Genomic DNA, 16,271 nt, shown 5'->3' on the forward strand with positions numbered 1-16,271 from the left:
ATTTAATTTAGGTATATTCGCAAAGTGTCGGCTTCATTGGATGCATAGATATACACGGCAGTAATTGGAAACATTCCATATTAAAGCGTTCTATATTGTGGCTCTGCTGTAAACATATGGAAAAGATAAAATTGCAATCATAGATATAGCTTTGAAAATGATATTGTTCTGTGTTTTGAGCATCATGAGTTGCATCAAAAAACTGTATATGTTCAGCCAAGACATGGAAATTAAGCTTCTTTAAATGGCTGCTCATTCCATGACCAGTACATTTAATATAGGATTCCTTTAAGGTCCATATTTGAAAAAACCGCTGATATACGCTGAATGGATCAGTACTTTCATTTTCCTGAATCCACTCTATTTCACTCAGCGCTAACACACTGTCGACACGCCTCCATTCGAACTCTCGATTCACTCGTTCAACATCGACGCCTATTTCTCCTTCTTCAGTCACAGCAAGGACAATAACATCCGCTGAGTGGCTAAGATTAAAATAAATAGTCTTACCGCCTTGTACAAAAGGTTTGCCGTTCGGTTGTAATTGAATATTGACTTGATGGGGTGAAATACCCAGCTTATCTGCTAAAACAGACTTCGTTAAGACACGAGAAATTAAGAAAAGACGTGCTGCTTGAGGAAGATATTGATCATATCTCAACTTTTCTGCTGCATTGAGAAAGCTGAGATAATGACTCAATATCACATGATCTTGTGGTACCCGTGAAACTGGGCAAACAAAAACTTTTACTTGGGCTATATTAGACATCACTAAGCTGTGCTGTAGTACTGATGTATTTAGTTAGAACTGGCGTGAGATAATCATAAACTGCTTCTACATGGGTCACATGCGGATTATGACCTGCACCAGCAATCATATGTACCGGAATATTAGGACTGATTGTAGTAACAAGTGGGTCCTTCTCTCCAACAATGATTTCAACTTTAGAGCTAAGCTCGTTTAACAAAGCTGTTTGAGATGCTCGCTGCTGAGGCAAACTAATACGGTGCATATACTCACTAATATGCTTGGCTACCGACACCCGGCGTAATGAATCCATCGCATAACCAACAGATGGATTTTTTTGCCCCTCTGGATGTAAGTCTTTAGCAATCACATCTTTGGGCACAAAACGGAAAATCAGATTAGATACCGCTTGTATCTGAAACATTTTAGCAGCCTGTGCCTGAACAAAATAAGGCGAGATGAGAATAAGACGTGCAACTTTATCTGGGTATTTCTTTGCAAGGTTCAATGCAAAGAGACATCCTAACGAGTGGGCAACCACAACACTATTTGGCGCTAAAAGCTTTGCAGCAGTATCGATAAACTGATGATTATTATCTTCAATCACCTCATAACTACCCGAACGCCCAAGTCCGGGTAAGTCCATCATAGCAACCTGATCGTATGTAATTTTATTGATAATTGGAGACCAACATGCACTATCAAATGGAATGCCGTGTAAAAATAATGCAGAAGATTTTTCCGAACCAACTGACTGTTTAGTATAGATTTCTGTCCAATACCGGTTTTGATAGCTAAAAGAATTAGGTATTGAAACTTGCATACGACCAAAGCGTGTAAGCACCAGACGATCAATCCAACGAGAGAAATATGGAGTGATATTAATCAAGTCCGCGATGCCCATCTTCGCTGCCATCGCCTCTGCCCCATCAACATGATAGTGCTCAGTAGAAATGAAAGAGAGTTGTTCTTTAGAACCGTCAAGTAATACTTCAGGTAGTTTTTCTAATAGACCTTTAGGTAGCTGTAAATGTGGTGAGCTAACCCCTAAATGCTCGGCAGCGAGGTGAACTAGGCGATGAAATTTCGGTGTCTTAGGATCAAGCAGCATATACTCCTGAGCAATCGTCTCAGGATAAGACATCGTTCGGATCAAAAAGCTCACGATATACTGCATATTGCATAGTGGCAGAAATGTGTCACGGCCACCCGGCAGTGCCAGTAGACGTCCCTGATAGAGCTTATCAATCATGTCAGCAATACCGATATATTGCATATCACCATAATTATAAAAACCATCAATGACTGTGGCTGGATTTATTGCAGTCCATGGCACATTTAAACGCTTACAAGCCTCAATGAAAGCTTGATAACCCAAAATTTTTGAAGCTTCATAGCCACCATGTTTGCAATACAACTCATCAGCCGATTCTTGTGGCGGAGCAGCCACACGATATCCACCAATCCAGATAAATCGCTCAAGCTGCTTCAATGTTGCGGCCCATTCAATCAAGGCGAGTCCTGACTTAACATTTGTACGCTCAGCTTCAGCTTTGCTAATACCCCAATTAAATGACGCTGCAAGATGATAAATTACATGGATCTTTGCCTGAGCATCCGCTAGCAGAGAGTCCAGCTTAAAATCACGGCTCAAATCATATTCAACAAATGAAATAGATGGATCAGCAAGCCCTTCTGTTGCAATAAAACCTAGCAGCTTATCTTTCTTAGTTGCAGCATTACGTAGTGCAGCAATGACTTGGTGACCCTCACGCAAAAGATCAACCACCAGTCTGCTGCCAATAAAACCTGCTGCACCTGTTACTAATATGGTCTTCCGTGAAAAATTATCTTTTTTTGCGTTCTTTAAATTATCCATAAGTCACCTTATTAGGGCTGGGCAATCCAGCATTGTTTTGGAGCGAATTATCTTAAAAGTTATATCGGATCTGGGCATATACCAGACTGTTATCTCTAAATTGTCCTAATACCGTATCATTTTTGCCCCAGAAGCGATCTCCACCTGCATTCAACTGCCAGTGATCATTGAGGTTGTAGTTAATACGCACTCTCAATAACTCATTAGGCTCTGGTGCAAAATAAAACCCTGTAAACTCTAGCTTTAGGTTGTCATTCATTAGGTTAAGTGCATAACGCAGCATAGCCCCATACTGATTCTGTTGATACTGGTCACTGATGGTTTGCTGATAACGATAAACTTCTCTCAATAATGGATCTGTTAAGCTGTCGGCAGACCTTACATCCTCTGTATGTTTGTACACGCCCATTAAACTCAGCGTGGAATTTTTTAATGACAATTCTGGACCCACAACCACAGTTAAATTATTTTTTTTGTGTGTAAGATCTTCATTGCCATCCGAGTCAGTCTTTGTATAAGCAGCTTCACCTCTCCATACGATATCATTATGGTTATAACTGAAATCTACTCCATAGACAGACATAGGATTATTTTTCAGCTGTAATGTTGCCCCTGCTGAAGATAACGACTGTAGTGACAAATCAGGCATGTGATCCAAACCTGAAAAATACGATGCCCCGACATCTAGACCATCTACAGAATAATCCCAACGTACTGCAAACATAGGACGACTCTTACGGTCTATGTCATACTGAACACCAGCAATCTGACGCAATGGAATCACATCTGAACGACTACGCGGATACCACAATGCAGTCCATTTATTGGTTCCAGATTCAGGAATATACGTCAATTTGAGTGCATCATTTCCAAGACGTTGATCTGTCTCATCTGGTACTAGACGCGTATAGTCACGAGGCGAGAGATTATCCGTTGGGTTAATGCCATCAGCCCTTCCCCAGATGACAATCTGACGACCAACATCAACATAAACTGTCTGATCCCAGTTATAAGAGGCATATAACTCACGTAAGTTACGGTTTACCTTACTCACTTGATCTGGGTTCACAGTATGGTCCGTTTCGTCTCCAACCACGATGTCGTAATGCAGCTTAAATGCGGGGTTAAACTTGAGCGTACCATTGGACCAGAAACTTGCCTGTCCAATGTTTTTTAACGAACTTAAATCACGATCTGATGACCACACATCGAGTCTGGCTGAGTTCTGGCTAACAAAACTAATTTCACTGTCATCTGCATAAGCATGCTGCAGTAGCATAAAGCTACTGCAGCATGCAAATACCCAATAGGCACCTTGCGTCATTTTTCAAGGCTCTGCGGTGAGAAAAGCTTATCGGATAAAGTTTTTTCTGCCACAAAATCATTGACGATCACTTGCGTCATATGTTGAGTTTGCAGATTTTTCGCCATAGATTTCATAGCCTGCCATCTTGGTTTCACTTTGCCGTAAGGACGGATATCGGTGAACTCAATGTGTTTTAAAGGCTTACCTGCTGTATCCCAAATGTCGATGGTTGCTGTAACAAAGTTATCTTTGAGTATGCACATACGACGTTTGCTATAACCAAAGTCACTCTTCACAGTATTGTTAATTGGCGTTGCTTCAATCATGTAGCAATCTTTACCATTAAATTTGCCATCTGCCAGTTTCGTATACTTCCAGTCACTGAGCTTATAGCCAAGCACATCACCATAACTAAAGTCCGTACCAATAAAAGCATCACCTTTATTCGCTGATGCAAGACGACGTACTTTTTTCAATGCTGGCAAATAGACAAACATGCTATCGCTGCCTTTCGCATTTTCAATTAACAGCGTCGTGGTTCCTTGAACATCTGCTGGCGAGATGAACTCAGTCAAACGCATGTTGTTCTGAGTATTTCCAGCAAGCTTGGTCATATTTTTAGTTAAACGTACACGTTGCTCGCCATTTTTAGAGGTCAAAATAAATTTGGCGCTAGCGGTTGAAGACAAGAATTTAGAGGCATCATCACTACGATTAACAATGTCTTGAACTTCATCTGCATGAGATGTTTTAGGTAATGAAAAAGTGAGCGCTGTACCCAACAAAAGGCTTGTCACAACTGTTTGTGCAACAGGAATGCTCTTTTTATTTGAAGAAAAGATAAAACGAGGTTTCAACATCAGAATCATTGTAGGTACCATAATTAAGGTTGCAAATACACTGAACAGCATCGCAATCACAATAAACATTGCGAGCCATTGATGAACGTGGAAGCCTTGCGACAAAGACAATACGCCATACCCACCGGCAACCGCAGTCGCGACAAAAAGAGATGCCTTACCAGCAGTACTTAAAGTTTTACGAATTGCGTCTTTGATATCGCCGCCTTCTTCGCGCAAAATTTCACGCAAGCGGTAGAGGAAGTAAATGGCATAATCCGCACCAATACCTACAGCCATGGCCGAGATGAGAGAGTTCGGAATATTGAGCGGAATGTCGAGCCATCCCATCACGCCAAAGATCGCAAGAATTGAGAACAGAAGTGGTGTAAGAACAATCAGTCCCGCTGAAATCGAACGGAAAACCAATGCTGAAATAAAGAATACGGCAAATGAAATTTGTAAAATGTTCATGAGCTTGCCGTGAACCATTGTTTCAGTTAAGGCAATGGTCTGCGTCACATCACCACCAAAACTTACTACAGCTTTATCACCCAATTGACCCGCCATATACGTTTTTAGCGACTCTAGGATTTCTTTAATGCGATGATTACTGCCTGTTTTCAGAAGAACAGTGATCTTGGCATAGCGCTGAGTGGTATCAATGTATGAATCAAAATCAGTCGGCTCACCAGACATTGAATACAACAGCAGATACTGAGCAACGACATCTTTGGTTGCAGGAACCTGAAATGCTTGAGGCTGATCAGCATTCATTGCCTGATTCATTCGTTTGATATAGTCCACGATAGAGATGGTTTTACCGACCTCTGGAATTGAGTTTGCAAACTTTTCTGTATTATCAATCGCTTTTAGGATTTCAGGGTTTTCAATACCATCACGAACCTTCGTATCAACCATAATATAAAGGCTGTTTGTGCCACCAAGAGACTGATTCAAGAATCTGTCGTCTTGCTGCATTGGTAAGTCGCGAGCGAAGAAATTACGGCTGTCGTTGTCTACCACAATACGGCTCGTGCCAATAGCAAGAAAGACGCCCATTGCCGCAATCGCAGTCATTAGCATCATTCTTGGACGAACTGATAAAATGACATCACCAATACGGTTTGGAATCCAATCCCAGATCGGCAAGCCTTTACGTTTGACCTTCACAACCGAAGGCGGTGGCAACATTGAGCGAAGTGCCGGAATAAAAGTCATCTCAATCACCAGCGTACTGATGATCCCGATTCCTGTAAAAATACCGAATGAACGAATCGTAGGAATATTGAAAGTCAACAGAGAGAAGAAACCAGCCGCTGCGATACCTCCAGCCAATACCATAACCGGACCCACACGAACCAAAGACTGCACTACAGCTTCGCTATTGGCAGCTTTAGGCTCCATCCCTTGAGCAATCAGGCGATCAAAATCTTCATAGTAGCGCTTGAGCAACTGCACGGCGTGCCCTGCCGCAATGGCCAGAATCAGAATTGGCGTAGGCGAGTTAAAGATATCCATTGGCTGTTTGAACAAGCCCATCATGCCCATACCCCATGCCACAGCCAATAAAGCTGTAACGAGTGGCAGAATCAAACCTTGCTTGCTGCGGAATGCTTCAAAGTGCAATAAACCAATTACTAATACGGCAATCGGGAACAAGATATTGATACGTTTAGAGTAATCTTCAGCTTTATCCAGATACACAGGATTGCCACCGACACTGATGGTCATATCTTTAGATTGTTCACTCTCTACGATTTTGTTGATTGGGCCCATCATCTTTTGGAAGCCCTCTGGACTTTCCTCAAGCTCAAGCAAAATCGCAGCAGTTCGTTGATCTTTAGATACCACTGAATTCATATAGGTTGGATTCAGTGCCAGTAGTTTTTTCAGGTGATCGATATCTTCTTGAGTGACTGAACTACTCGGCAATAGTTTCTTGGCATCAAACCCTTCTGCATTCGCCTCGATTCCTTTCGCCTGACGTGCAGCTAGACTCATCATAGTTGAGCGAACTACACCAGGTGCATTATCCACTTCTTCGGTAATGCGTTTGACTTTCTCCAACACTTGTGGCTGATAAATATCACCCTGCTTTGGAGTAATACCGATCACGACCATATATTTGGAGCCGAATTTCTTTTCAATCAGCTTGGTCGAGGTGATGTACGGATGCCCTTTAGGCGCAAGTGCATCTGGGTCAATAATAATTTTTACGCCAGATGCCAGATACGCTAGAGCAAGTGTTAAGAGCATCACCACAGCCAACACAATACGACGATGGCTAAGAATCCAACGTGCGTATTTCTCCATTACTTGTTGAGTCTTACGAGGTGGTTTACTGGTCTCGATAGTTGGTTTATGTTCATTGCCAACCGACTCATAGGCTTCACCCTTTTGAGCCAATGCTTGAAGATTATCAACATCTTTTTTGAACTGAGCGAGTACCATCTTTTTTAGTAGCGCTGGCGGTAATACACCAAAAAAGCTACCCGGTTCTGCCTCAAACACCCATTCAATCCACGTACCTTCCGGATGTGGTTTAAAGCGGTAAGTACCGGTGTAGTGAAAGGGTCCTTCCACTACTTTAAACGCATACAATTCATTCGGTACCAGATGTGTAATTTCACCTTTAAAGGACATTTCACGACCAATAAAGCTAAAACCAATCTCGTACTTACTGCCCACACGCGGAGTACTGTCTAGCAGTTCAGAATGCTTACACGACAATTGCCAACCTGCATCATTGGCCGGGTTTGCAAGGTAGTTAAAAACCTTGTCAATATCGGCCGGTATGAGGAAAGCATGTTCTATGGTCACCATAGTGGTTCTACCTTCTTGTATTTCTTATGCAGGAATTGGATACATCTGATCAATGGTCTGGGCTACAGCCACGACATTCTCAGCGTACATAATTGATGAATGGTCACCAGGCAAATCCACTTGTGTAAACGTTTCTTTGACCAGTTGATCCCAACCTAGACTTTCTCCGAAGTCTTCCTGCTCATCTTTGGCCTTGACCAGTAGAATTGGAAAATCTTCAGGATCTGGGAAATAGGTCTGGAGTGCGATGCCATTCGCCAAATAGGTATCAAAGTAAAGTCGGAAATCTGATGGATCAGCATCTAACGGTAGAACATTGATGGCCTTAGCTTCTTTAAGTACATGATCAAACATTTGATCTGGACTCAATTCACGCAAGTATTGCGCTGGGATCGTTAACTTTTTGCCATAAGGTGCAGCTAAATCACGGGCGAACCAAGACAAAAGCATGGCATCGTCAGCATCTTCAGGCACATTTTCTGGAATTGGAGCACGAGTATCGATCATGACAATACCTGTGACCTGTTGCCCCATTTGACGTAACTGACGACTGATCTCATATGCAATCGCACCACCGAAACACCAGCCACCGAGGAAATAAGGGCCTTGAGGCTGCATCTTTTGCATTTCAGCAATATAGAGCGTCGCCATTTCTTCAATCGCCACTTCCGCAGCATCGGCTTCAATCAGTCCAGGAGACTGAATAGCACGTAAAGTACGATTCGGGTTGAGGTGACGCGAAAGCTCCATATAACAGAAGGTACTGCCACCAATTGGATGGAACAACCACAGCGGTTGTTCATAGGTTCCACGGCGTAGTTCAATTACGATAGATGGCTTAATTTCTTTATTTTCGCGAATGATCTCACTCAGACTCGCCACAGTGGAATATTGTGCCAACAAAGCAACTGACAGTTCGGTACCGAAAGCCTTTTTAAGATGGTTGACAAGCTTCACAGCTAATAAAGAATGCCCACCTAATTCAAAGAAATCATCGTGTATACCCACTCGCTTGACCGACAAGATCTGTTCAAAGGTAGTACACAATTCGATTTCGATCGGATCACGCGGTGCAACATAATCATTGCTCTGCTCAAAGATCGGCTCAGGAAATGCCTTACGATCCAACTTATTGTTGGCCGTCATTGGAAATTCATCCAATCGGATAAACGCACTTGGCACCATATAAGCTGGAAGATGGATTTGCAGGGTCTTTTTTAAACCAGCAATATCAAGCTCTTGTCCAGTTACATACGCCACCAGTTTCTGGTCGCTGTCAGCTGTGGTCTTAACCAGCACTACCGCATCTGTGATACCGTCGATCTGTTTGAGAACATTCTCGATTTCACCTAGTTCGATACGGAATCCACGAATCTTGACTTGGAAATCTAGACGTCCATGATGAGTCAAGCGTCCATCTGCACGCAGACAGACTTTATCCCCTGTTCGGTAAAGTCGACCGGCATTTGGTAGAGATGGTAATGTTCTAAATTGTGCATCTGTCAATTCAGGTCGATGCCAGTAATCAACTGCCAGACCATCACCACCAATCCAAAGCTCACCCATAACGCCTGGTGGAACCAAACGCTGCTGCTCATCAAGAACATAAAGCTGGGTATTCGCCAGTGGTTCACCTAAATCAATATACTTTGCATCGGTGATACGAGCTGCACTAGACCACACTGTAGTTTCAGTCGGGCCATAGACATTCCATAGACAACCAACTTTATCCAGCAGTTTTTCTGCAAGAATAGTATCTAGCGCTTCGCCTCCACAGAGTGCAGTCAACCCTGCATTGCCGCTCCACTCGCTATCTAAGAGCATTTTCCAAGAAGCCGGTGTAGCCTGCAAAACATTGATAGACTTAGCATTTAGATAGTCTACGAGTTGATTACCATCTTGTGATACTTCACGTGGGCAAACATGCACCACACCGCCGTACATAAGCGGAATGAGTAATTCAAGAATTGAAATATCAAATGCATACGTGGTGATTGCTAACAACTGAGTTTCAGTCGTTACTTGCAATCTATCATTCATAGATAGCAAGAAATTGATGATTGAAGGATGCCCAATACGAACACCTTTAGGCTTACCTGTCGAACCTGATGTGTACATCACATAAGCTATGTCACCAAAAGCAAGCGTCTCGCGCACTTTCTCAAGTGCTACAACACCAGCTTGATTGATATCTAAGCGAGGCACAGAACTGTTAAGAGCATCCATTAACTCGGTTTGAGTCAAGATGACTTTAGGTTCGGCATCTTCAATGATGTTTTGTAGACGTTCAGTTGGGAAGTTAGGATCCAGTGGCACATAAGCTGCCCCTGCCGCCCAGATCCCAAGGATTGCTGCTGGCAGTAACGCTGTGCGGTCTAACATGAGACCTACACGATCGCCACGTGTAATGCCGTGTTCACGCAAATATTCAGCAATACCAGCAATATGTTGACCTAACTCACGGTAGCTAACCGCATGATCGTTCGAGGTCAAAGCATGATGATCACCACGATCATCGATCTGCTTTAAAATCATTGCGAATAGATCATGCTGAGCATAATCAGTCGCCTTTCCACGGAGGGCCTCGAACTGAATGCCATCTTTATAATCAGGTGCGATATTTAACTCAACGATCTTACGTTCAGGATGAGCCACCATCTCAGATAGTACAGCTTGCAGCAGCTGTACCATATTTTCGGCAGACTGCGCAGAAAATAGCTCAGTGTTATATTTCAATACACCAACAAGTTCACCCTGATATTCACCGCCCATTTCTAGCGTAATATCCAACTGTCCTTCTTGCTGACGAACTGGAAAACTTCCTAAAGTTAAATCTTGACCAACCAAAGTAGCTGGGGTCTGGATTGGCAGAAGTAGTTCTTTAAACTCATCCATACCACCTAGACGTTCCCAGAACATTCCTACCTGAGCCAATGGGTTAATACTGCCATCACGCTTTGGCGAGACCGCCTCAACTACTCTAGAAAAAGCAACTTTTTGATGCTTAAGGCTCTGTCTTAATTGTTCCTGAACCTGCTGGGTAAATTGACGTAAAGTCAAATCAGCATCGATGTCCATCTGGATAGCTATTGTGTTGACGAACTGCCCCAATGCATTACGCAAAGAGCGTTCAAGTCGACCAGCTACAGGTGTGGCAATAACTAGATTATTTTCATTAGAGAGTTTGTGCAGCAGGATATAGAACCCCGATAGCACAAGTCCGAACAATGTGATCTCATAATCTTTCGCCAAGTTTACAAGACCATATGACACTGATTCAGGTACACGGAAAGCCAGTGAGCTACCCTTATGCTGCTGTACAGCTGGACGAGGATAATCAAGTGGAATGCTATGCACATGTGGTGCATGCTTCAGTGCATTTTTCCAGAAAATTAAACTTTCATCAGCATCATCGATTACGCTGCTCTGCTGCTTATCGGCATACTGTGCAAACTCAATTCCGTTCACTGTATCCGACTCTGCAACGAGTCCAAAACGTTTGCTGACGTCTCGCAGCAATAGACCAATTGACCAAAAATCCATGAGCGCATGATGAATCACAACGGCAATCACATAGTGATTTTGTCCACGCTCATAACAATGAACACGCCACAATGGTGGCTGAGTCAGGTCAAATGGCTGCTTAGTATCTTGCTCAACCAATTGCGTTAAATCAGAAGCTTCAATATGACGAGCATCAGAAAAGATGATATTCGGATAGACGCGATCCCAGATGAGTTGCTCAATTCCCTGATCATTGGCAGGCATGCTGACACGCAACAGCGGATAATCATGCATGACCGCTTCCAGAATCTCCATCGGCTTGTTGCCTAATGGTTGATTGACCTTCACATCAAAGGCCACCACCATATTGTAGGCACTGCAAGTTGGCTCAAGACGCTGGATGTACCAAATACCAAGCTGTTCCGCAGAAATCGCATGACGCGACAGAACTTCCGGTTCTAGTCGTGCAAGGTTGTTCATGAAGCAACTCCCTGTTGCAACTCAGAAACAAGATATTCGGCCAACGCATTGATTGTTGGGTAATCCCATAAGAGGGTCGGCTCAAGCTCCAGTTTTGTCAGATCTTCTAAGTCCCCAGATACAGACAAAGCAACGATCGAATCAAGACCATAACTGGTAAATTTTTGATCTGGATCAATCGTCTCAGGCTCTACGCGCATTTCTTTGGCTACTAGCGTACGAATAATTGCGCTCCAGTAAGCTTTATCTTTATTCATGGGGTAATCTCCTCTTTAACCGGTTTGGCATCACGTGGTGCCAGTGCAAAATCGATGACGGATAACATATGGTTAGTTGAAATTCGGTCTAGCAAATCTGCCAATGTACTTTCACGCAATGACATCATAGGAGGAGCTGTCTGTCCTTCAGCGGCATTTAAGAAAATGATCAGCCATGCACCATCCTGTAAAGCTGGTCTTAGGCCCTGACGGTTAAAGACCCAGAAACCCAACACGGCAATACGAGCAAATAACTCGGCGTAGCTACGAGCAAGACTAAAGCGCAACGTTTCAAACTCTTTGCTCTGCTCAGAATTTGAGAAGTAATCCTGAATTTTTTGATCCAAAGAACGTTGTTCAACTAGAAGTTGGTCTGCTTGTTCACGTAGCGTAGTGAGTGTCTCAGTAGACAATCCTGCTGTGACATCGGCATCGTTGAGCATTTCGATGATTGTTTCGAGTGATTCCATCACCAAATCACCATCTCGGTTGAAAATCTCAAGCTCGCGGAAATCAATAGCGCCTGTCTCTACCTGCAAGTCAAACAACTGGCGATAACGTGCTTTAGCTTCGGATTGATTGAGATGGTCGGCTTTTTTGCTACGACCTTTATTGGCAGATTTGAGCTGAAAACTCAGACTGTCTAGGCAAACGGTGCTACTACCGTCAAACACACTAACAATCAGATGGTCTCTGAATGCTTTCTGATACATTCCATCCGCATACGCATTTCTTAAGAAAAAGCGTGACCCAAGCACTGAAGAAGTGATCTTGGCAAGCGACTCTACATACTCAGGTACTAGTACTTTCACGATTGGTGACCATGTACTGAACTGATTGATACATACGTGCAAACCACGCGCACCAACAAGTGATAACACCTCAGCCGCTAAAAGGTAGGCATAGGCTGTCGCGAGTTGCTCACGTACCAATGGAATACTGATTACTTTTTTGTTATATAACTCGCGTTCAATAGCAAACTCGGTCGCAATGCGTAGCATCGTATCGCCAGCACCTAGAGAGAAGCTACTGCAATATGCACGTGTTACCTGTAGCGTCTTAAGCCCAAGCTCTAGGCCTTGGCCTTCTTCACCGATCAGGGCATCTTTGTGAATTTCAGCATTGTTAAAACCAATACCGCTAATATCTAGACCACGCATACCCACTGTTGGTAGTCGGTTCAGGCTATATGTTCCTTTTGAGGCCATATGACGCTTATCGAGCCAGAATGCGCTTAGGCTACGTGGTCCACGATCGTCCGATGTTTTAGCGATTAGGCTTAAAGAGTCTCCTAAAGTGGCACGGTTAATTGACCATTTTTCGCCATTTAAAACATATTTACTCTCGGTAGATTGCGCTGTCACTTCACTCGATAGCAGGTCGGCGCCATGGGCTTTCTCGCTATAAGCCAGTGCTGGAGCAGCGCCACTCAAAATTCGACTAGCGATGTTTTGGCATTGATTCGCATTACCGCCGATCCAGACAATCACAGACCAAGCATTCGTGCTATAGGTCGAGTTGATAGTTAAATCACGTCGTGCCAGCACGCGATGTAGATATAGCAATTCTTCACCAATTTCCATACGACCTCCAAGCTCTGAAGGTACATAGAAACGGTTCATACCTACCGCATTCAGAAAATCAACAGCACGCTGAGGGTACTGTTCTTTCTCATCACGTTCGATGGCAGCGGACCAAGAAAAGTCGTTGTTAGTATCATGTACGGAGCCTAAAATTTGCTCCAGACGAGCAGCAGATTGAAACTGCCGCAAATTGGACGTAAGTGACATGAATTTTCACTCAAATGATTAAAGGGTAAGGGTTTAAAACAAAGCACTTTTCAGACGATTAAAAATCAGCTTGCGCACTTCACGTTCCTTGATCATTGAGTTGAGTAGATTGGAGCTATAACGAATCAGCTGCCCCCGCTGCTCACGATCACGGATGACTTCTAAACCGTTCTTGACATAGTTTCGAGCAATCACCGTTCTACGGTTTGGATGGGTTAAACAGACCAATTGACCGCGTTCGATCTGCTCTTTAATTTTTCTTCTTCTAATTTTGCCGCTCGTGGTCTTATTTATTCGGCCTTGATGCAGTAAAAAGACACCTTCTACAGGCAAGCCAATCTCAGCTGTCACTTGTTCCTTGACCTGAGTTCTAATAGCTTCAAAATTGAGAGTCTTGTCTAGTGACTTCTTCTTGATTTCAAGTACAACCGTAACACCGTCAGAATCAGCAACATTCACTGCTGCAACACAGCCTTTACGAACAGCAGGATGCGCCATTTCAACAGAGCACTCGATATCTTGTGGATAATAGTTCTTGCCACGGATGATAATCACATCCTTAAGGCGACCAGTCACATATAGGTCTCCATCTTTGACAAAGCCCATATCTCCCGTTCTTAAGTAAGGCAATTGGCTAGGCTGACCCGAGTCATCGACAATAGTCGCGGCAAAAGTTTCCCGATTGACCTCTGGCTTCTGCCAATAACCCGCAGTGACACTCTCACCTGCCAACCAGATTTCACCGACTTCATGAGCAGCTACTTCTTGATGGGTATGCGGATTGACGATACGGCAATCGATGTGTGCAGAGATCTTGCCACAGCTCACCACTTGTACAGCATTCTGGTCTTGACTGATTTCTACCAAGTGGGCATTTAATTTATCACGATCAAGTGAAATGGCATTCAGAGGACCGGTTACACCACTGACTAAAAGCGTGACTTCTGCCAAGCCATAACATGGCAAGAAAGTATCCAGCTTCAATTTCGACTGAGTATTAAACTTCTCCATGAAGCGCTGCATAACGTGAGCTTTGATTGGCTCAGCACCGTTAAACATTACACGAACGCGACTCAGATCAAGCGCTGCAGCGTCCTCATCAGAGATACGATGCAAGCACAACTCATAAGCAAAGTTTGGCCCACCACTGATCGTGACGCCTTTTTCACTAATGAATTGTAGCCATTTCAGCGGTTTTCGAATGAAGTCCAGCGGCGACATAACATAACAGGTCAGTCCCACATAAACGGTCTGTAAAACTGAGCCAATTAATCCCATGTCGTGATAAACAGGCAACCATGTCAGGCCAATATCATCCGGCTGCGTACAAAAGGCTTCGGCAATCATGACCTCATTTGCCATAATATTTTTATGGGTAACGATCACCCCTTTAGGCCAACCTGTTGATCCTGAAGTGTATTGAAGGAAACAAACATCATCTTCATCAATAAGCGGAAAATCTTTTTCCACTACATCACGCTGCAATTGGGCATCAACGGCATGTAATATTAAGCTTTCATTTTGAGCCTTTAATGTGATCAGACCTGATAGCTCAAGAATCTTTTTTGTTGTGAGTACTATCTTTGGCTCACAGTCATTCATAATATTCAAAATATTAGAAAAACCATTACGATTAAACGGTAAGCTGACTGGTACTGCGATGATTTTAGCTTTTAGACAAGCAAAGAACGAAACGATAAAGTCTAGACCAGGTTCAAATAGCAATACTGCACGATCGCCACTATTTACAAGGTTTAGTAATATCTGAGCTTGATATTGAACTCGCTCGTTCAGATCTGCATACGTCAAAGCTTGAATACCACCCGACTGGCGTCCCAAATACTCGAAAGCGGTCTTAGCTCCATTTATTTTCGCGTGGGATTCCAAAGTTGCAATGATATTATCCGTACACATTACAGCCATAACTTACTCCGATTAATTATAATTAACCCTTCAAAGAAACCTGTTGTTTCAGAAATTCAACTTCTAGCTGGGGGTTTTAATAAAAATGAATATACTTTTTGTTTAAAATATAAATTCACATTATATTTTATGTGCGGGTGTTTTTTATTACACCTGTAAGTGTTAACAGGTTAGGCAACTTTTATTTAAAATTAAGAGCTTAGTTCTCTTTTATAATCATTTTTATTCAGTTAAAGATTACAAATTCTTGTAATTAATTAAACTTAAAAAGCTACCCTAATAGCCTCGATTTAGGAAATGTCAAGCTAATATTATTAAGTTTATCTAAACCACAAAACATATTGAGTTTGAATTTTCATTTTTTCTTAACTTTAGGTTCGTATTTTAGATAAAATTTATGATTTTACTGGTTATATACAATCTAACTAAAAACCACATTTAATTCCAGAACTTTTGACACCAATAAAAATCTTAATTTAATTATACTTAAACTTTGATTAAATACTTAAAAATAAATATACACATAGGTTGTAAAATTTATCTTACTTTCTGACCATAAAATAAAAGTTAAATTAAAATTAAGCATATTAAAAAGAACATTTTAATTTTGATAATTATTATATCTCAAACAAAAATTAAATTATTTATCTTTATTAAAATAAATAATTTTTTAAATTTAATTTAAAATATACATCACAACTATTTAACTTTAATATTAT

8 protein-coding genes are annotated in these 16,271 nt (G+C 42.4%); all 8 read right to left on the minus strand.

Annotated features, from left to right (window positions below):
* Positions 1 to 7 precede the first annotated feature (7 nt).
* The 8 genes from AC056_RS17790 to AC056_RS17825 are packed head-to-tail and all read right to left on the minus strand — an operon-like array spanning position 8 to position 15,552.
* A complete protein-coding gene (locus AC056_RS17790) occupies positions 8 to 769 on the minus strand; it encodes a 4'-phosphopantetheinyl transferase family protein (protein ID WP_039252877.1) in 762 nt (253 codons plus the stop codon).
* Positions 762 to 2,627: an alpha/beta fold hydrolase gene (locus AC056_RS17795; RefSeq protein ID WP_039252875.1), complete on the minus strand. Its 1,866-nt coding sequence runs from the start codon at positions 2,625 to 2,627 to the stop codon at positions 762 to 764. The genes AC056_RS17790 and AC056_RS17795 overlap by 8 nt, the downstream gene beginning before the upstream one ends.
* A gap of 52 nt (positions 2,628 to 2,679) precedes the next feature.
* Entirely contained in the window at positions 2,680 to 3,951 is a 1,272-nt protein-coding gene (locus AC056_RS17800) for a DUF1302 family protein (RefSeq protein WP_077164366.1), read from the minus strand.
* Positions 3,948 to 7,598: an outer membrane lipoprotein-sorting protein gene (locus AC056_RS17805; protein WP_039252870.1), complete on the minus strand. Its 3,651-nt coding sequence runs from the start codon at positions 7,596 to 7,598 to the stop codon at positions 3,948 to 3,950. The genes AC056_RS17800 and AC056_RS17805 overlap by 4 nt, the downstream gene beginning before the upstream one ends.
* A 24-nt stretch (positions 7,599 to 7,622) precedes the next feature.
* Entirely contained in the window at positions 7,623 to 11,582 is a 3,960-nt protein-coding gene (locus AC056_RS17810; RefSeq protein WP_077164367.1) for a non-ribosomal peptide synthetase, read from the minus strand.
* Entirely contained in the window at positions 11,579 to 11,839 is a 261-nt protein-coding gene (locus AC056_RS17815) for an acyl carrier protein (RefSeq protein WP_001030690.1), read from the minus strand. The genes AC056_RS17810 and AC056_RS17815 overlap by 4 nt, the downstream gene beginning before the upstream one ends.
* Complete coding sequence (locus AC056_RS17820; protein WP_077164414.1) at positions 11,836 to 13,611, minus strand: acyl-CoA dehydrogenase; 1,776 nt, start codon at positions 13,609 to 13,611, stop codon at positions 11,836 to 11,838. The genes AC056_RS17815 and AC056_RS17820 overlap by 4 nt, the downstream gene beginning before the upstream one ends.
* A gap of 51 nt (positions 13,612 to 13,662) precedes the next feature.
* Positions 13,663 to 15,552 carry a fatty acyl-AMP ligase gene (locus tag AC056_RS17825; protein ID WP_077164368.1) on the minus strand — a complete coding sequence of 630 codons (1,890 nt, stop codon included), beginning with the start codon at positions 15,550 to 15,552 and terminating at the stop codon, positions 13,663 to 13,665.
* Positions 15,553 to 16,271 lie beyond the last annotated feature (719 nt).

The organism is Acinetobacter genomosp. 33YU (genome assembly GCF_001990725.1).
Classification (GTDB): Bacteria; Pseudomonadota; Gammaproteobacteria; order Pseudomonadales; family Moraxellaceae; genus Acinetobacter; species Acinetobacter seifertii.